Origin of the sequence: Pedobacter sp. Leaf194 (assembly GCF_001423945.1) — a bacterium.
In the GTDB taxonomy this organism is placed as follows: domain Bacteria; phylum Bacteroidota; class Bacteroidia; order Sphingobacteriales; family Sphingobacteriaceae; genus Pedobacter.
In genome coordinates this window covers 115,388-135,735 of the sequence record NZ_LMPU01000008.1, presented here as the reverse complement: position 1 = coordinate 135,735, position 20,348 = coordinate 115,388, and the positions used below count along the sequence as shown (strand labels likewise).

Genomic DNA, 20,348 nt, shown 5'->3' with positions numbered 1-20,348 from the left:
ACATTATGGGAAAATATTTTGCATTTGCTTTTTGTTTATTGATTTTTAATTGTTCCGCTCAGCAGGTTGTACCAGTGAATAAAAATGCCACCAAAGAAGCTAAAGAGCTGTTGCAATACTTGTATCGAATCAAGGATAAAAAGACACTCTACGGCATGCATAATATTATTGGAGGCATGTCCACTTCTACCGATAGTATTTACAAAATAACTGGTTCTTACCCTGCGATATGGGGGGGAGATTTTGGCTTTGCTGACGAAAAACATGATATCGATAATATTAAGTACCGCCCTCTATTGGTCCCGGAAATTGAAAAACAGTATGCCAGAGGATCAATTATTGTACTTTCCTATCATCAAGCGAATCCATTTTTGGGTGAACCAACACCCTTTGAAGGTGGTATCATTAGTAAATTAACGGATGCACAATGGAAAGAACTTACTACTCCAGGCACAGCTTTGTATAAAAAATGGTGTGCACAAATGGATATAATTGCTGTGTATTTTAAACAACTTCAAGCGGCAAAGATTCCAGTAATATTTAGACCTTATCATGAGATGAATGGTGGGTGGTTTTGGTGGGGACATCGCAAAGGTGCTGATGGTTTTAAAGCGTTATGGAATCAGCTCTACAATTACTATACGATCCACCACCAATTAAATAATATTCTTTGGGCCTGGACACCTGATAAGCCTTTGGAAGATGTTGCAGATTATTATCCAAATACAAATACAGTGGATATTTTGGGCTGCGATATATATCCTCAAAAAAACAAAGCCATCGTCTATCCGCAGGAATGGTTTGATAGAATGTTAAAACTGGCTAATGGAAAACCTTTGGCCTTAACCGAGCATAGTGTTTTGCCTAACCAAGAAATACTAAAAAATCAACCCTGGGCCTGGATGATGAGTTGGGGGAAAATGGTTTTTGATCAAAATTCAAGAGAAAAAATCCGCGATTTTTCAGATTTTAAACAAGTGATTATGCTCAATAAGCTTCCTATTAAAATTAGAGAACATAAAAAAAAATAAGACATGAATAGAAGGATTAAAATATTTTGTTTTGCTTATCTGGTATTTTCAGTAAATATGGTTTTTGCTCAAAATACTTATTTAAATAATCTGAAGTCCCCAATAATTTTTAAGGGTGATGAAAAAACAGCTTACAGAGATCCAGCCGTTTTGTTTGAAAATAGTATGGTGTATCTTTTTTTTACTTTAATTCGTACCGAAGATGGGCATGTATATTCTTACACCGCCATGAGTAAATCTAAAGATCTAAAAAGATGGTCCCCAATAAAAATCATTACCCCACGAGACATGTCCTTAGATTTTTGTAGTCCTGGAAACGTGATTAAAGTGAAAAATGAATGGGTGCTATGTTTACAGACCTATCCGCGTCCCGACTACAAAGTAAGCGAAATGCCTAGGTTTGGAAACGGTGATGCCCGATTATACTTAATGCGGAGTAAGGATTTGGAAAATTGGAGTACGCCTGAACTCATGAAGGTAAAAGGGCCAGAAGTATCTTTCAAAGAGATGGGAAGAATGATTGACCCTTACTTGCTTGAAGACGAAAACCAACCAGGTAAATACTGGTGCTTTTATAAACAGAATGGCGTTAGTATGTCATATAGTTATGATTTGCATAAATGGGATTTTTTCGGTCACACCGAATCCGGAGAGAATGCATGCGTACTTTATGAAAACAAGGAGTACATCTTAATTCATTCTCCCAAGAATGGAATAGCGATTAAAAAGTCAAAAGATTTAAAAACCTGGAAAGATTGGGGAAGTCTAATTACACTTGGTCAAAAAGATTGGGATTGGGCAAAAGGACGGATAACTGCTGGTACAGTCATCAATCTTAAAAATAATAGCAGATTCGGTAAATATCTAATGTTTTTCCACGGTTCAGGACCGAAGACCGAAGAGGAAGGTGATTTTGATAAAAATGCATCAATCGCACTAGCTTGGAGTGATGATTTAATGAACTGGAAATGGCCAAATAAAAAATAGTATGGAACCAGGTACGCTTCACAAGTATTGTTATATTCTTATTATCGCTTTTAGTATAAGTACAAGTGCATCTGCTCAAAATCCTGACCAATCCATTATAAATTTATGGACTAAAAAGGATTTAAAATTTGATAGTCCAAAAACCGGGAATCCACTATTGCCTGGCTATTTTGCCGATCCCACAATTATAGAAAGCAAGGGAACCTATTATATATACGCCACCAGCGATATGCCCAGCTGGAATGATATTACAAGAATGGCTGTTTGGTCATCTAAAGATTTTGTAAACTGGAAATGCGATTACCTCAACTGGCCAACTAAAGAGGCTTGTAAAAGCAATACGGGGACGCCATCTGGAGTCTGGGCACCAAGTGTGATTAAAGCATTAAATGGAAAGTTTTATATGTACGTTACCGTTGGCCAAGAGATCTGGGTGGGCGTTGCGGAAAACCCTATGGGTCCATGGAAAAATGCAAAAGCAGACAACAGCCCATTAATAAGGCACAAAGAGTATTATTATGTAGAAACAATTGATGCAGAATGCTTTTTGGATGATAATGGAAAAGCTTATTTATACTGGGGCTCCTCGGATAGCGGAAGAGACATTGAAGGCAGATGTTTGGCTGTTCGGCTAAATCCAGATATGGCTTCTTTTGCCGAGATGCCCAGAGAGGTAACACCTCCACATTACTTTGAAGCTCCACACCTGTTAAAAAAGAATGGAGAATATTATATTTCTTATTCCTGGGGCAAAACCTGGGATGAAACTTATCAAATTCGTTATGCTACAGGACCAACGCCATATGGTCCCTGGAAAGAGGGGATGGTCAGGCCAATTTTAAGCACAGATGATCGGGATAATAAAATCAAATCAACAGGTCATCACACCATCTTAAAATTTAAGAATAAATATTACATCGTTTACCACCGCTTTAACACTTTGGATAAGTATGATATTTCCCAAAAGCTGCGACAGGTGGCGGTTGATGAGTTGAATTTTAATTCTGATGGATCGCTACAAAGAGTAATCACTACACATAAAGGTATTGGCACACTTCAGCCAGTCAAAATAAAGCCTAACCTAGCTTATGGCATATTAGTGACGAGCTCTTCCGATCTAGATACCGGCGTTACCAGCGCAAAATTTGCAGTAGATGAAAACAACGATACCCTTTGGATTGGCGGAAGAGCAGCACAAGAGTGGTTGCAATTAGATTTGGGGACTGTAATATCATTTAACGAAATTCAAATTTTTACTGAATTTCCAATTAAGGCTTATCAATACAAAACGGAAGTTTCACAGGATAATAAAAATTGGAAATTGGTGGATAATCAATGGACAAATACCAAAATTGGTTCGCCCATGATAGCTCAACAAGAATGTACAGCGCGATACATCCGCATCACTTTAAGAAATGAAACACAAAATATTAGACCAGGCATATGGGAGGTTAAGGTTTACTAATTAGATCGTTTTACAAAAAAAAAATATGTTTAAAATTAAATTATTATGGTGCCTTTGTCTGTTGTTTTGGATTTCAAATGCAAAATCCCAAAATTTAAAGTTGGTTTCAAGCAACAATAGCCAGTTGCAATATATGGGTAGAGTGTTGCAAACAGACTCTAGCACACAATTTTTCTGGTGCGGTACCAGTGTTACCATAAAGGTAAAGAATACTCAAAATGTTAAAGTCCTGCTCTCAGAGAATATTGACCTAAATTATTATAATGTTGTTATTGACGGAAAATACCTCAAAAAAATAAAGACACTAAAAGGGAAAAAGGTTTATCAGCTAGCAGAAGGCTTGTCTGCTAAACCACACTCAATAGAACTATTTAAAGTAACCAATACCGATGAAAGGATATCCAATTTCTATGGCTTCATAGTCGATCAGGGCGCTACAATTCTGAAGCAAAAGATAAAACAGCCCATCAAAATGGAGTATTTTGGTGATTCCATTACAGCAGGGCATGGGATAGAAGTGCCAGATGGTATGCCAGATAACGGATTACCAGAATATTTTAATAATTACCTGACTTATGCAGCAATTACTTCCAGATGTTTCCAAGCCCAATATCATAATACTTCTAAAAGCGGAATTGGTATAACGGTAAGCTGGGATAGGGCCATTATGCCGGAAATTTATGATAGGTTAAATCCAAATGATTCCTTAAGTAAGTGGGATTTCTCAAAATATCAACCGGATATTGTTGTGGTTAATCTTTTTCAAAATGACTACTCTTTAGTAAATATGCCTTTGCATGCGCAGTTTAAAAAAAGGTTTGGAAATGTAAAACCCAATGAAGAATTTTTGATTAAAGCTTACATTGATTTTATAGTCTCATTAAGGAATGTTTACCCGAAGGCTAAAATTATATGTGCATTAGGTAATATGGATGTCGTAAAAAAAGATTCACCGTGGCCAGGATATATAAATTCTGCTGTTGCTAGTTTAAAAGATTCCAAAATTTATGTTAAAATCTTTAAAATAAAAAACACTACGGGACACCCCCGTATTCAGGAACAAGAAGCAATGGCTGATGAACTGATTCGCTTTATTAAAGATAATAAAATTGATAAATAATTATTTTCCTTTAAAATAAAAGTAAATTTTGCCATAATTGGCTTTAATTTTTTATAATTCACCTTTCCTGATCCTAATGTTGTTAAATCCATTTACTGAAGCCCATTTTGAAAAAAACATCGTGAAATGGAAAAATGGCCAGCAACAGTATTAAAATCATATCTAAACAGAATTTACATGCACATGCCATTTCTAAGGTCATCCGTTATATAATAGCTCTCAAACCTAATTCAAGTCCTCTTAATTCTGCAAGCCCTTTCATACGGCCAATTGCCGAATAGCCTGGATAACATTGATGATTAAAATCATCCAGGATTTTGTGTCCATGGTCGGGTCGCATCGGAATAGAAACATCTGTTCTCCCCTTTAGAAATCTAAGTTTTTGCTCTTCGATGATGGCAGACATAATTGCGGCCATATTATTATCTCCATCTAAGTGGTCCGCTTCAAAAAAACTTCCATCTTTTTCTTTTTTAACATTTCTTAAATGTAAGAAATGAATATTGGAACCAAATTTTCTTATTATTTCTGTTAAATTGTTTACTGGATTTGCACCCAGCGAGCCTGTGCAAAAAGTGATTCCATTGCTCGGGGAGGGTACGGCTGAAATGATTCGAGCGATATCGCTTTCGTTGCAAACAATTCGAGGCAATCCAAGTATTGGAAACGGAGGATCATCCGGATGTATGCACATTTTTATACCTAATTTCTCTGCTGTAGGAATTATAGCGGTTAGAAAATAGATCAGATTTTCTCTTAACTTTTCCGCGTCAATATTTTCATATCGCCTTAAATGTGATTTGAATTCGGAGATACTAAAAACTTCATCCGTCCCTGGTAAGCCCGCCATGATGGTGTTCTGCAAAACCGTTTTCTCTTGCTCACTCATTTTGTTAAAACAGGCACTTGCTGCTTCCTTTTCTACCGCTGTAAATTCATTTTCAGCACCTGCTCTTTTCAGGATGAAAAGATCAAAAGCAGCTAAAGAGGCTGCATCATATCGCAAGGCACTTGCTCCGTTTGCAAGTATGTAATTTAAATCAGTTCTCGTCCAATCTAAAACAGGCATGAAGTTATAACAAACTACTTTCAATCCACATGCAGCAACGTTTGTTAAGGATTCTAAATACTTTTGGATCCATTCCGCTCGGTCTGGTGCTGCGGTTTTTATAGATTCATGAATATTTATACTCTCAATTACAGACCAGGTTAAACCAGATTCCTCGATCATTCTTTTTCGATTGTAAATCTCCTTTGTACCCCATACTTCCCCGCATGGTATATCGTGTAGCGCGGTTACGATTCCAGTTGCGCCGGTTTGTCTTATATATTGGAGATTTACCTCGTCTTCGGGGCCAAACCATCGAAACGTCTGTTCAAGTTTTTTTATGTTATTCATTATTTATTTTTCCAAATTTCAATTATTGGTGCATCATTACTGCCTTTAGCTTCAATAACAACCTTTTTTTCCTTATCCAAATCATCACCCATCTGTCTGGTTTCCCTTATAATCACAAAAGTTATTGGTTTGGTTGAATTATTCTTTAAAATCTTGGTTATGTCTAAAATATGCTCTTTTTTAGTGCCACTGAATCCAATCTCCCCAACGATAGTGGCTTCTGTACCAACTGACCTGATCAGGCTTTCCTTGGAATCCAGTAAAGGGGCATTATTCCAGGTGAGTTGCTCCGCATTAATCGGCCGTTCTGGAATGGCGTAAACGTGGGTCAAAAATATTTCATTGTCAGTTGAATTTTTTCCAACGACTTTTAAGAATGCGCGTTCTCCTTTTAAAACTGGAGCGGTTGGGAACTCGATATAGCTAATTTTGTTTTTCAAAGGTTCTGCTGCATTGAGTTGAACCTCAAGTTTATTAACGCTTCCATTTGAAGGAATAGAAATTTTGCTTGCCGTGCCAGTAGCGGCTGGCTTAATGATCATCTTTTTCAAATTTGAGCTAGGAATAGTTAACAACAATACAGATTGTTTATCTAGCTCTACCTTTATTTTTCCGTCTTTGTCTGTCGGATAAATACCCATGATTTCACCAAAATAATTGGGACTAACACATTCTGCACTGACAGGGGTACCTACTGGAACATTCAAGGCAGAAAGATCTATGTTTAGTTTGTTTTTATATTCTCCGCGCTGAACCAGCCACATGTAATAGTTCCCTGTTTGTGAATCAAAAGAAGTAATTGCGTCTAGATTTTCATCAATAATATTTGAGGATGTTTTATACATTGGCCTTTCCTCTTTAAAGCCTTTTGCAAAAAGCCTAACGACCTCGCCCGTGCGTTGAATACCTGAAATGTCATAGTTCTTTTCATCGCTTGGCCCGTCACCCTGGGCAAAGCCCTTGATCTCTCTAACCTTTATAACTCCTGCATCTTGCGTTAAAAAGCGTATTTTATCCGTATTAACTACCTTTTTAAAATTCAGATATAGCTGTGCAAATTTATTGTCTTTTATAACCCCACCCTCAATATCATTCCATGTTCCATGTTCCAGATATTGTAGTTTAAAGTTCTTTATTCTATCTGGAGCAGTGTAAACCCCGCCATCTGAACCAGTATAGATAATTACACTTTTAAGATTTACTGTTTTAGATAAATTTATTATTAGCCATTTATCCTTTGAGGTAGTGTCCGATTTCCAGAGCGATGCATTGGTTTTTACACCGTCCGTTATCATTTGGGCATTACTCTTATTATAACTGGTCACTGAACCTCCCTGTAATATATTTTTGTAAGCATCTTCAACAATTCTTTGTCCTTGCCAGGTAAAATGATGTCCAGATTTAACACCTTGTGAATAAACATCAGACGAGGTGTTTGAGAATTTAAAAGCCCACATGCCATAGGCGCCATTTTTTGTATTGTTGGTGTAAATTCCTGCCCACTCCGTAAATAGACTTGGAGAATCCATGGTTTCTTCCTTATCAATTAAATAAGCGTTCATCCACCTGCCTATTTCTGTATACACAATCGGAAGTGAAAAATTTTTCGGATGGTTTTCCGTAATTATTTTCCGTATATCAGTTACCCTGTTCAAATATCCGGCAGCAGGTGAATTATAAGAGTGCGTTGAGAATATTTCTATAAGGTCTCTGTCAATCGTATTTCCATGATAATCGGTCCTTATATTTTTAGCTACAGCCGCCCACCACTCTGGATTATTTCCAGCCGTTACTGGGCCCACCATTTTCGGCCTTAAGTTTTTTCTATATCCTTTATTAACATCCTCAACTGCACAGTGGATCGCATCAGAAACAATCTGCATTCCCGAAATCCATTGATTTAGATTCATTCCTGAATTCTTATGGTTAGGTTCATTCTGCATCGCAAACATTGTAACATCTCCTTTTTTGGCCATATAATATGCTAAGGCGTAAAACCGTTGCCATTGTTGCCATTTATTACTCCATTTATCGTTAAAATCAGTATTCCCAATTTGTATAACCGGGTCAATATTCAACCTTTTCAATTCGCTTAAAACGTAATCCAGGATCATTGGGTTGGTATTGGCTGTTTTTTCGGTATTTGCATATAAGGGCAATAAAACATCCCATTTAAGATATTTATTTGATTCGGGGTTTTGCCTAAGTATACCTTTTCGTTTGTCAAAGTCCGTCACTGTATTCAGATTCGGATCTACTTCCACTGCTTTTGTGGGTACATAGGAATTAAGCGTGGTCCAGACTCTTAAGCTATTTACACCAGAATATTCAATCCACCCTGAAGCATTGCTTCCTGGCATATAATAGCCCTGGTTATAGCCAACATACTTCATCGTATTTCCAATTTGCTGGTTTTCAACTTTTATAAAAACCGATTGGTCGTCTTTTTTAATAACTTTTTTTGCTAACGCGGTATCATTTATCACTGGTGCAGGATTGTTTGTTTCACTTCCATATATTTCAAACTCCATAATACTTATTGGTTCCCCGTCGTCACAAATAAAGCGGATTCTAAAGGTATTTATAGAGTTAAGAAAGTTGAATTCTACCTTGGTAAGTCTGTTTTCATGGACTTCTGTATTTGGAATGTCGGTCCAGTTTGCATCATCCCAATATTGAATTTTGAAATTTTTAGCCGACCAGAAACCTTCCGCTTGAGAGGACTCCTCTACCGTGCGCTCTTGTGGTGGAATTCCAGTGTAAATCACAACCTTCTTAATATTGCAGTATTTTTCAAAATCAACCTCCATAATATGTGGTGGTTTAACATTTTCCGACATCCATTTGGAATGCCTGTTAATTTTTCCATCAACAGCATTTTTTGCTGGATATAATGGATTTTCAGAATTTACAGTAATTTTTCTTCCTAAAGCTAAGTTCTTATCTTGACTGAAGACATTACACGAAATCATCAAAATAGCAATCAATATGATTTTAAAAGGGCTCATTCTTTCTCCTAATTAAATTTAGTGTGGTGGTTATTATTAAAGTCTGTTGATTTTTAATCCGTTTAAAATCGTTTTTCCCTTAACTGGACTAAAAGTGATATTGATACCGCTATTTGTATCAATTATATATTTTCTTTTGAATGCCACCGCAAAGCCGTGTTCGCTCGTTAAATCCAATTTACGCTCTACCTGTTCATCATTTATAGAAACATCAAATATGCGCTCACCCTTATCTATTTTGTCAGGTTCTGCGAAACATAATTCTACCTCGTAGCGCCCGGGAGCAACGTCTATTCGGTAAGCCTTTAGCCCATTGAGGTAGGAATAAAATAGAGGCGTATCATCTGTATGGGTAATTAAAGACTTAATGCTCATCATGGCTTTCTCTCCGGAAATAAAGCCATAACTGCCCTTTACATAAGCCTGGTCTTCTACCCATATATTATCACTATCGTCTAGGTACTGGGTGGTTGATCCAACATTTATTGCCAAACTTTTAAATAATGCAGTGTTTAAAGGGACATCTGTTAGTTGGTAGTACAATTTTATCTCATCCGCATAGGTCAATCCATTCTTTTTTCCTGTAGCACGCAGGGTGTTTTCTCCTGCTTTCAATTGAATCCTACACGTATATTTTTTTACTGCTGAGGCTTGACTCAGGTTTATTTTCTCTCCGTTTAAAGAAAGGTTCACATTTTCTAAATTTGAATAGATATCAATAGTTGAAGTTTTATTTTTTTTACCTGCTCGTTTTAACCAGTCACGCGTAGCAATATATACCATAGGTTCAGGATTCCAGTTCGCCTTATAAAGGTAATAAACGTCTTTTTTCTTTCTGTCCCAGGTAACCATTCCTTTATGATTTAAATGTGAGATGCTTCCACCAACATTTGGCTGGGAAAAATCAAATTCATTCCATATTGCTGTTCCAGCTAAATATGGCCTCTGATTGATCTGCTCGAGATAAGCTTCATGATATAGTCTTTGATAGGCTCCGCTAAAATCCAGACGTTGAACAGTTTCTCCATTGAGTTGATTGTCACTTTCGGCTCCGTATTCGCTTATGAAAATGACTTCATTCGGATGCTTTTTATGCTTTTCATCCAATAATGTCCCAAACTCCTCAAATTTCCCGCTATACCAACCATTATATATGTTCCATCCTGCTACCTGTGGAATACCTGCCATATGGTACTTCTCATAGTCTTCACTCATGTGCATCGCCATCGTACTATATCTGCTGCTGTCCTCAGCCCTTACCGTGCTGTCCATCGTTTTTTGGAAAATTCTTACTTTTGCTAAATACGCAGTATCATTTTGAGTGCTAATACGTTCATTGCCAGGACTCCATAATAAAACTTCATTCATAGATCCCCATAGAATAATAGATGGATGGTTGTAATGTTGTCTGATCATTTCCCTGGCCATATTTTGGCTGTTTGTGGTGAATTCACTTTGGGTACTAATGTTATTGACCACTGGAATTTCTTCCCAGATAAGCAGTCCAAGCACATCTGCAAGTCTTAATACCTCTGGATCCTGTGGGTAATGTGCCAGTCTAAGGAAGTTACAGCCCATACCTTTGATTATCTTCATATCCCGGTAATGATCTTCATTAGTCAGCGCAGATCCTTTCCCTTTTAAATCCTGATGTCTGTTAGTTCCCTTGAGTTGATATTTTTCTCCGTTTAAACTAAATCCATTCGTTGTACTGAATGAAAAAAACCTGAAACCCAACGGGGTATTGATTTCATCAGTCACGTGACCGTTTTCAACGATCTTACTAACAACTTTATATAGATATGGATGGTCTGGACTCCATAGCTTTGGACTTTTAACTCCTCCCAAATCCATATTTATTTCTAAAGAATTTTCTTTTTCTATTCCTTGAGTATTTTTTTTCTTTAATACAAGTTTTCCTTCAGCATCATAAACCTCGTTTATGATTTCAATTATTTTTTTTACCCGGGAATCATTTTTAATGATAGTCCTGAGGTTAATGGTAGCATTTTCTTTACTCACCTTTGGTGTGTTGATATATACGCCAGTAGAGCCATGATCTGCAAAACTGAAATGAACTTCATTAGTTTCGATGATCCAACAATCTCTGTAAATTCCCCCGTACATTGCATATCCAACAGAAAGCGGTGGAATGGTGAAATCAGTTGCATTATTTACCTGAATGGCTAATACATTCTTGGAGCCATCGGTTTTTATAAAAGGGGTAATGTCAAAGTTAAATGCCGTATATCCGCCTTTGTGCCTGCCAACGAAATTATTATTTATCCAAACATCAGTAACCTGATTGGATCCTTCAAAAAAGATGAAAGTGCGCCGGAATTTGTCAGGCTGATTTAACTGGAGTTCTTTTCTATACCAACTAATCCCTCTGTAATAGGTGGCCTCATCGGTGAAGGGATCCGATGCATTCCAGGTATGCGGAAGATCGATGCGTGCCCAATTTCCGGGATTAAAGCCAGCTGTCTGCACAAATTCATGACCACCTTTTTTAAATTTCCAGTTATCATTTATCGAAAATTGTTTTCTGGGTTGCTTATTGCTCTGCGCTTCAGCGGACCCGACATAAAAAATAGTAAGGAAAAAAAGTATAGGGTAGATTAGTCTCATTTAATTTGCTTAGTTTTCAGAAGGGAAAATTACAATACATCAAGATTTTATTTACCCGACAGATGGGTCAATGTTACCCGACTAATGTAGCCCCAGCTTTTAAGTATTATTTACTGTCTCGATCCGAAACAGTACTTAACTGTCCAATATGCAGTGTGCTTTTGAAATAATCATCATGTATTATTTCGATTATTCAAACTAATTTAGTTAGCAGTATTACTGACTTGAGCAGTTTAGCATGCAGGGCGAAATTCTCTCTAAATCTGTTGTATAATTAATGACTGGGAGCAGTATAGAAACGTTTATAAATAAAGTTATGTCAAGATTAATCTTCTTAGTGTTATTTGGTATGTTCTTTTTTTTTAATGGCAGCGCGAAGATCATTATGCCAGGGATTTTTGCTGACAATATGGTTCTTCAGCAGAAAAGCCAGGTAGCCATCTGGGGTAAAGGGAAAACTGGGGCACAACTTACCATCATTACTTCCTGGGATAATAAAACCTACAGCGCCAAGATAAATAGCGATGGACTATGGCGAACTAAAATTTTGACACCCGCTGCTGGTGGACCTTTTTGGATATCGATTAGCGATGGTGAAAAAATTACACTTAAAAATATTTTAATCGGGGAGGTTTGGCTCTGTTCAGGTCAATCAAATATGGAAATGGCTTTGCGGGGAAACTCATCACCAATACTTAATTCAAGTGAGATCATCTTAAATGCTGACAATAAAAATTTAAGATTATTTACAGTGGGTAGAGCAGTGTCACTGAAGCCTGAATTCGAAATAAAGGGCGATTGGGTAACTTCGGATTCAGAGAGTGCAAGGAATTTTAGTGCTTTAGCGTTTCAGTTTGGTCAAATCCTTCAAAAGAAACTTAATGTTCCAGTTGGTATAATTGTATCGAGCATCGGAGGAACTATGATCGAATCCTGGATGAGCAAAGAAAGTCTGGAAGTCATTAAGCCGTCTCTAATTCCGGTGAGTCTGGATACGGTTAAAGCGCCCCATAAGTTGGCTACAACTTTATTTAATGGCATGATTGCTCCTTTGTCAGGGTTTTCCATAAAAGGTTTCGTGTGGTATCAGGGTGAATCCAATAGGCATGAACCAGCCCTCTACGCAAAGCTTTTCCCATCAATGATTGAAAACTGGAGAAAGAACTGGGGGCTCGGAGAACTTCCTTTTTATTATGTACAGATAGCACCATTTGGTTCATCAGATAAAACCAGAAGCGGACCCAAGCTCAGGGAAGCCCAATTAAAAACTAGTCAATCCGTAGCGAATACCGGAATGGTCTGTGCGTTAGATGTAGGTATGGAAAATGATATCCATTTTATGGATAAAACTAAACTCGCCCAACGCTTAAGCTACTGGGCGCTTGGAGATACCTATGGTATAAAAGGCATAAATTTTCGATCACCGGAATTTAAATCTTTAAAAATTGATGGGAATAAAGCGATCGTAAGTTTTAATTATGCACCCTATTTGACCTCATACAGAAAAGAAATGCAATTATTTGAAATAGCAGGAGAAGATAGAGTCTTTTATCAGGCAAAAGCAGAAATCAAAGCAAATGAGGTTTTACTAACCAGTGAAAAGGTGAAAAAACCAGTTTCGGTCAGATACGCATTTAAGGAGTGGGTAATGGGGGAGTTATTTAATAATGATGGTATTCCGGCATCATCATTCAGGACCGATGATTGGTAAATAATAAGGGATGAAAAGAAAATTCATTGTAAATCTAAACCTTTGTTTAGTGCTTTGTGCTAACCTAGCAATTGCTCAGACAGGGAAAATACTTCAGTTGTGGCCTGGCAAAGTTCCTGGCGAAACTGAAGCCAAACATGCTGCACAAATATATAAGGCAAATACGAGCGGGGTTAATATCGAAAGAATCAGTAATATCACCGATCCTATTCTTAGGGTTTATAAGCCATTGAAAAATGCCAATGGTGCAGCCGTCATTATTTGCCCAGGAGGAGGGAACAAATACCTTGCAATAAATCTTGAAGGAACTGAAATAGCAGAATGGCTGGTGGCCAAAGGTTATCTTGCCCTTGTTTTGGAATATCGTGTTCCGCTAAAAAATCAGGGTTCTTTTCAAGATATACAACGCGCAGTAAGATTGATAAGAAGTAATGCGTATGACTGGAAGCTTAAATCTGATAGAATTGGTGTGATGGGCTTCTCTGCCGGAGGGAATCTTGCAGCCCAGGCAACTACAGGATTTAAGATAAAATCGTACTTAGGAGAAGATAATATTGATTCAATCTCCTGCCGACCAAATTTTTCAATTCTGATTTATCCAGGCTCCCTCACAGGTAGCGATAAGAAATTGATGTCAGAACTGCTGCCTAGTGAGGAAACACCACCTGTATTTATTTTTGCAGCCTCTGATGATCAGTATGGAATTCCATTTCAATTTTCACAAGAATTACGAAATAAGAAACTTCCCTTTGAATTACACGTGGTACCTAAGGGTGGCCATGGATATGGTATTCGAAAAGGAAATCCTGCAGCAGAGTCATGGCCAGGACTTTTAGATAAGTGGTTGACTGGTTTATGAACTAACAATTAATAATATGACAGAAAAATTTTCATTAAGGAACAAAGTTATTATCGTAACAGGTGGTACCGGAATTATTGGCTACTCTTTCATTAAAGCAATTTCACAGGCAGGCGGAATAGTTGGGGTTCTGGGGAGAAATGAGGATGCAGCAGAAAAAAGAGTGGCGGAAATTACCGCATCTGGAGGAGCGGCGATTGCGCTTATTGCAGATGTTCTTGATGAGCGTTCTCTGGAGAACGTCAAAGACAAAATATTAGATAAATATGGGCGCATAGATGGGCTTGTAAATGGTGCTGGTGGCAATATTCCAGAAGCAGTTTTAAAGCCTGATGAAGATATTTTTTCGTTAAATGTTGCAGGAATGCAGAAAGCTATGGACTTAAATCTATGGGGAACTTTACTGCCAACACAGGTTTTTGGGAAGGAGATAGCTAAATCAGAAAAAGGAAGCATCGTGAACATTTCCTCAATGAGCGCTAAAAAGGCCATAACAAAAGTTTTGGGCTACAGTATGGGAAAGGCTGCAATTGATTGTTATACCCAATGGTTTGCTGTAGAACTTGCGAATCGCTATGGCGATCGAATCAGAATGAATGCGATCGCTCCAGGTTTTTTTTTAACCGATCAAAATAGAGGTTTACTGACAAATCCGGATGGCGGATATACAGAAAGAGGAAATCTCGTTATTAAACAAACACCTTTTAAAAGGTTCGGGCATCCCGATGAAATTACAGGAGCATTGTTATGGCTACTAAGTGACAATTCCTCTTTCGTAACCGGAACGGTAATTAATGTTGATGGAGGTTTTTTTGTTAACAGTGGTGTGTAGTAACTCATTAAGTTCATCACAATTGGACTATTTAAAATTTTCAAAATGAAGTTAAAAGCAGGTGTTGGGATAAATTCGAAATTGTGTGTCGGATGTGATGATTTGTTTTTTTTATTTTCTCAAGCATTGAGTCCTCATTTGATTATGCATAACTTAGATATGGGAATTAGAATGTCTTCTCTGGCAGCTGTGCGGTTTCTTCAGCATGATTTAATTCTCGTTCAGTTTAATGATCCAAATGTTGGCGTTTACCATACCTTTTATCATAATTCAAACGGAGGTTCCGTATTTTATCCATCCAAGAAAAATCTCGATTCGTTTTCTATTCTTTTCTCCAACGAAGTGATTACTCATCTGCGATTAACAGTACATCAAGATGGTTGGCTTTATGCAATCGTTAAAGTTTCTACAAGCGAAAATTGTAGCAAAACAAAAAACTTAAACCTGAAACCTTCTCATTTACTCAGAACCAAAGATTTAATCAAATGGGAGATGTTGAATGAAATTCACACCGAATTCGAAGAGCAGTTTGATTTTATGATTCATTCTTTACATATAGACGGTGGTTATGGATTTTATACAATGCCGCAAAATGGGATTGCCAATAGCCAGGTTTGTCTTGCCTTTGCAACCAGCCCATTTATAGAAACGGTCCACATCGAGCAGGAATTGATTTATCAGCAATATCTTCCCGCTAAAAACAAAAATAACGTTTACTATGGTCCTACGCCAGTAAGAATTAAAGAAGGCTGGCTTAATATGGTACAAGAAATAGTCGAAACCTCAGCGGGGGTATCCTTAATGGCGAAAATCTTCTGGTCCGATTCACAGTTGCTTTTTAAAGTCATCCAGCAACCAAAAACTTATTTGCTCTGCAAGGGGCAGAAAGACTGGAGGAAGCATTCGCAAATGCTTCCCGGATGTAGTATGTGGGAAGTTAATCCGTCTGGCGAACTGGTAATTTATATGGTTAATTTTTCAGGCCAAATGGAGCTATCAGTGACCAAACTCGATGACTTAATTGATAATATTCGGTTACAATATCTTTAGCAATTATGAATTTGCTATTTTTAAAATTCAATTACCTAATTCTATCCTGCTGTGAGAAATTTTTTGCTTCTGATATCCATTTGTTTCTCTTTAACTTTAGGAAAAGCTTACGCCCAAAGTCCAAAATTATATTTTAAGCACTTTACCATCAATGATGGACTCTCTCAAAATACGGTATTCTGTATGGTTCAGGATAAGAGTGATTTTATATGGGTGGGCACCGAAGATGGCCTCAATAGGTTCGATGGTTACGATTTTACAATTTATAAGCATGAAAACAGGAATCGACTTTCCTTAAGCAACAGTAAAATCAATGCCCTGTTGGAGGACAACGCCGAGCAATTGTGGATCGGAACTGCAGACGGTTTAAATGTATATAATCGATCAAAAAGTAATTTTTCTAGAATAAAATTAAGTGGAGGCTTTCAGAAAGAGCTAGATAATTATATTACATCATTGCTTCAGGATACAAAAAATAATCTTTGGGTGGGAACTTTGGGTGGTCTGAAGCTATACAATCCAAAAACTTTAAAAACGGAATCTTTTTATTTAAAGTCTCCATATGATGCTTCTGGCTTAAATAAGGTCAGAACTGTTTATCAGGATAAACATGGATTATTGTGGGTCAGTATCGGTAATGATCTTAGGTGTTTTGATACTGCAAAAAGAATTTTTTTACCGCTCCCGGATGTCCTTGAGCAAAACGTAACCCTACGAAAAGGAATGGTAAGAATAATTTCTGAAGATAGCGGAGGTAAATATTGGATTGGTACCGAATCAGAGGGACTTTTTTGTTATGATCCATGGACTGCAGAATGCAAGAATTTTAGAAGTTCTGAAGGACAGAATTACAGCTTGCTCTCCAATGTTATACGTGATATTTATTTTAAAACAGATAATGAGCTCTGGGTAGGCACCAGGGAGGGCCTCAGCATTTTAGATACCAGAACAAATAATTTTTTCAGCTATAAGTACAATCGCTACGATTCAAGAACAATAAGTCATAATTCTGTTAGGCATATTATGAAAGATAGATCCGGAAATGTCTGGCTTGGTACTTTCTCAGGGGGAATAAATATTTACAGTCCTACAAATGCAAATTTTATAAATATCGGCGAACAGCTAGCAGAGACCCCGGGATTAAATTTTCCTGTTGTCGGAGCAATTCTCACTGCACCAGATGGCGCTCTATGGATAGGTACTGAGGGAGGAGGATTAAATTTTATAGACCGTAAAAAGGGAATTTACAAAACTTTGTTGCAGGAAGGAAAAAGGTACAATATTATTAAGTCTTTGCTCAAAGATAGAAGCGGAAAAATATGGCTTGGTACTTTTGATGGTTTAGCACAATACGATCCTGATAAAGGGATCTTTAAAGACTTTAAATTTTCTTTTCCTGATCTCAGAACTGGAAATAGACAGGTTTTTGCACTTGCCGAAAATGAAAAAGGCTTGTGGGTTGGAACTGATGGAAAGGGTTTGGTGCTGATTGATAAACTTGGAGAAACCCATGTTTTCTCAAAAAAATCAAAAGATGAAAATAGCATTAGTGGAAACACTGTATTTTCAATTCTCAGCGATAATGACCTATCCCTGTGGTTAGGTACCGATAAAGGCTTAAATCACCTGAGCGCAAAAGGGAAGTTTATTCATTATGAATATAATCCAGACCATATTAGTGGTATTAATAACAATGCTGTAGCCACAATTTTCCGGGATTCAAGATCCGTTTTATGGCTGGGCACTAAAGGTGGAGGCATTAATATTTTCGATCAAATTTCTAAAAAATTTTATGCCATTACCGAAAAAGACGGACTTGCAAATAATATCGTTCACGGTATCAGAGAGGATAATGCCGGTAATATATGGGTAAGTACAAATAAAGGTCTCTCAAAAGTTGTACTCCGCGGATTTGCACTTCCGCTAACAGCTAAAATGTATGAGATAATTAACTACAACATTTCTGATGGCCTACAGAGTAATCAATTTTCCAGCAATGCTGTTGCACAGGAGCCGGATGGAGAACTCTTATTTGGTGGAATTGGTGGAATCACCACTTTTTTTCCAAATAAGATAATTAGAAATACCTATAAGCCAAAAGTAGTCATAACAGAACTCCTGATAAAAAATAAGCCTATTGACCTTAATTCTTCGGATTCACCTTTAAAAAGTTCTCTGGAAACCACGGATGAAATTTTGCTTACGCACGAACAGGCATACATTTCATTGAAATTTGCAGCCCTAAATTTTATCAATCCTGGTAACAATAGATACGCTTATAAACTGGAAGGTTTTGAGGATGATGAATGGCATTATGTAGACAGACAACGGATTGCGACCTACACCAATTTGGATGCAGGAAATTACATTTTTAAAGTTAAAGCAGCCAATAATGATGGCGTATGGAATGAGCATGTAAAGTCATTAAAGATTACCATTCTGGCACCCTGGTGGAAAACTTGGTGGGCATATATCTCTTATGGCTTAATTGTGTTTTTGCTGTTATATTTTTATTATAACTATTCCCTTAGGAATGCAGAACTGAAAAACAAATTACTATTAGAATCCACAGTAAGAGAAAAGGATAAGGAAATTTATCAAAGGAAGCTCAGTTTTTTTACTAATATATCTCATGAAATTAAAACGCCGCTAACCCTGATATTAGCGCCTTTAGAAAATCTTCTCGACCTCAATACGGGTAATAATAGAGTTCAGAATCAGTTGATGCTCATGAAAAGAAATGGCGAGCGCCTGGTTCGGCTAATCAACCAGCTCCTGGACTTTAGAAAGTTTGAGAGCGGTAGCATGGAGTTACATGCAGCAGAAGGAAATATGATTCGATTTATACGGGAAGTTGTTTTCGCATTTGATTCATATGCAAGACACCTCGAGATAGATCTTAAAATCGTGTCAGCCAAAAAAAGTATAAGGGTATGGTTTGACAGAGATAAGTTTGAGAAGATTATGTATAATCTGCTCTCCAATGCGCTCAAATTTACCCGCCCTGGCGGAAATATAGCTATTGAGATTCAAGAGGTTTTAACCCATGACCAACAAAGTGCATTGGAGATTAAAGTGATCGATGACGGAATCGGTATCCCCGAAAAGAATATCTCAAAGATATTTGATCAATTTACACACTATGACGAGGATGGGAATAACAGATATGGAACAGGAATTGGACTGGCTTTTACCAAGGGCCTTATTGAATTACATCACGGTCACATTACCGTGGAAAGTTTAGAATCCAAAGAAGGGAAAAACGGACGCACCTGTTTCACAATTACCTTGCCTATTGGGAAAACACATTTAAAGGAGCAGGAAATGATCCCAGATTATAAGGATAGTGAAAATATCGAAGCTTACCATTTAAATACAGAACAAATTTCGCAGCCAGCCAATGAAATTCAGCAGGAAAGAAAAGAAGGAATACTGCTAGCAAACGGAGCTGAAAAACCATTAATGGTAATTGTAGAAGATAACCTGGACGTTATGGATTTCTTAAGCTCGCATTTTGAAGTGAATTTTCGTATAACTAAATGCTTTAATGGCAAGGATGGCGTAGCGAAAGCAATTGAGCTCATTCCTGATATTATCATCAGCGATGTGATGATGCCAGAAATGAGTGGTACGGTTCTTTGTAGTACAATTAAGCAGGATAATAGAACAAGCCACATACCAATTATACTACTTACCGCAAGAACGCCACTAATTTATAAAATTGAGGGTCTGGAAACCGGGGCAGACGATTATATCACCAAACCATTTAGCATAAAGGTTGTAGAAACCAGGGTATGGAATCTTTTAGAATCAAGACGACTGTTAAGAGAACGATACAGAAAGGAAATAACCCTGCAACCTACAAATATCGCGATAACGTCTCCAGATGAAGTTTTTTTGGATAAAGTGATGAACTTTATTGAGAAAAATATGGCAGAGACTACCTTGAATGTAGAAGAACTCGGTAAGGAAGTTTTTATGAGCAGAGTCACCCTTTATAGAAAGATTAAGGCACTCACAAATCAGACGACAATTGAATTTATCAGAATGGTCAGGCTTAAAAAGGCATCTCAATTCCTGGAGACGGGGCAGTATGGCATTAGCGAGGTCGGCTATTTAGTTGGTTTTACCGATATCGATTATTTCAGGAAATGTTTTAAAGAACAATTCAATCAGACACCAAGTGAGTTCATTAAAAAAACATCAGCGAATAAAAAATAAATTCACTGTGAATAATTTGTCCGGTGTTTTTGTTCAA

12 protein-coding genes are annotated in these 20,348 nt (G+C 37.3%); 9 read left to right on the top strand and 3 right to left on the bottom strand.

All coding sequences use genetic code 11. From position 1 onward, the window contains the following. Positions 1-5 precede the first annotated feature (5 nt). Genes ASG14_RS08220 through ASG14_RS08205 form a run of 4 tightly spaced genes read left to right on the top strand, consistent with a single transcriptional unit; the run spans position 6 to position 4,603 of the window. Positions 6-1,031, top strand: coding sequence for a glycosyl hydrolase (locus ASG14_RS08220; RefSeq protein ID WP_056870595.1), 1,026 nt, complete (start codon positions 6-8; stop codon positions 1,029-1,031). 3 nt (positions 1,032-1,034) lie between these two features. Then, positions 1,035-2,018, top strand: a complete 984-nt coding sequence (locus tag ASG14_RS08215) for a hypothetical protein (protein WP_056870594.1) — start codon at positions 1,035-1,037, stop codon at positions 2,016-2,018. A 1-nt stretch (position 2,019) separates the two neighbouring features. Continuing rightward, entirely contained in the window at positions 2,020-3,483 is a 1,464-nt protein-coding gene (locus tag ASG14_RS08210) for a family 43 glycosylhydrolase (RefSeq protein ID WP_056870593.1), read from the top strand. 25 nt (positions 3,484-3,508) lie between these two features. After that, a complete protein-coding gene (locus tag ASG14_RS08205; protein ID WP_056870592.1) occupies positions 3,509-4,603 on the top strand; it encodes a GDSL-type esterase/lipase family protein in 1,095 nt (364 codons plus the stop codon). A 205-nt stretch (positions 4,604-4,808) separates the two neighbouring features. Here the strand turns inward: ASG14_RS08205 and uxuA are convergent, their stop codons facing one another. Genes uxuA through ASG14_RS08190 form a run of 3 tightly spaced genes read right to left on the bottom strand, consistent with a single transcriptional unit; the run spans position 4,809 to position 11,638 of the window. Continuing rightward, entirely contained in the window at positions 4,809-6,002 is a 1,194-nt protein-coding gene (gene uxuA / locus ASG14_RS08200; protein WP_056870591.1) for a mannonate dehydratase, read from the bottom strand. Then, the gene (locus ASG14_RS08195) at positions 6,002-9,010 is read right to left on the bottom strand and encodes a discoidin domain-containing protein (protein ID WP_056870590.1); all 3,009 of its coding nucleotides are present in this window, start codon (positions 9,008-9,010) and stop codon (positions 6,002-6,004) included. The genes uxuA and ASG14_RS08195 overlap by 1 nt, the downstream gene beginning before the upstream one ends. Before the next feature lie 36 nt (positions 9,011-9,046). Next, the gene (locus ASG14_RS08190; RefSeq protein ID WP_056870589.1) at positions 9,047-11,638 is read right to left on the bottom strand and encodes a glycoside hydrolase family 2; all 2,592 of its coding nucleotides are present in this window, start codon (positions 11,636-11,638) and stop codon (positions 9,047-9,049) included. 316 nt (positions 11,639-11,954) lie between these two features. Between ASG14_RS08190 and ASG14_RS08185 the strand changes: the two genes are divergently transcribed. Genes ASG14_RS08185 through ASG14_RS08165 form a run of 5 tightly spaced genes read left to right on the top strand, consistent with a single transcriptional unit; the run spans position 11,955 to position 20,311 of the window. Next, positions 11,955-13,349 carry a sialate O-acetylesterase gene (locus ASG14_RS08185; protein ID WP_056870958.1) on the top strand — a complete coding sequence of 465 codons (1,395 nt, stop codon included), beginning with the start codon at positions 11,955-11,957 and terminating at the stop codon, positions 13,347-13,349. A 10-nt stretch (positions 13,350-13,359) separates the two neighbouring features. Continuing rightward, entirely contained in the window at positions 13,360-14,208 is an 849-nt protein-coding gene (locus ASG14_RS08180) for an alpha/beta hydrolase (protein ID WP_082491460.1), read from the top strand. Positions 14,209-14,224: 16 nt separating this feature from the next. Beyond that, the gene (locus ASG14_RS08175) at positions 14,225-15,040 is read left to right on the top strand and encodes an SDR family oxidoreductase (protein WP_056870588.1); all 816 of its coding nucleotides are present in this window, start codon (positions 14,225-14,227) and stop codon (positions 15,038-15,040) included. 45 nt (positions 15,041-15,085) lie between these two features. Beyond that, positions 15,086-16,090, top strand: a complete 1,005-nt coding sequence (locus ASG14_RS08170; RefSeq protein ID WP_056870587.1) for a hypothetical protein — start codon at positions 15,086-15,088, stop codon at positions 16,088-16,090. 51 nt (positions 16,091-16,141) lie between these two features. Continuing rightward, on the top strand, positions 16,142-20,311 hold the full coding sequence (locus tag ASG14_RS08165; protein ID WP_056870586.1) for a hybrid sensor histidine kinase/response regulator transcription factor: 4,170 nt from the start codon (positions 16,142-16,144) through the stop codon (positions 20,309-20,311). Positions 20,312-20,348 lie beyond the last annotated feature (37 nt).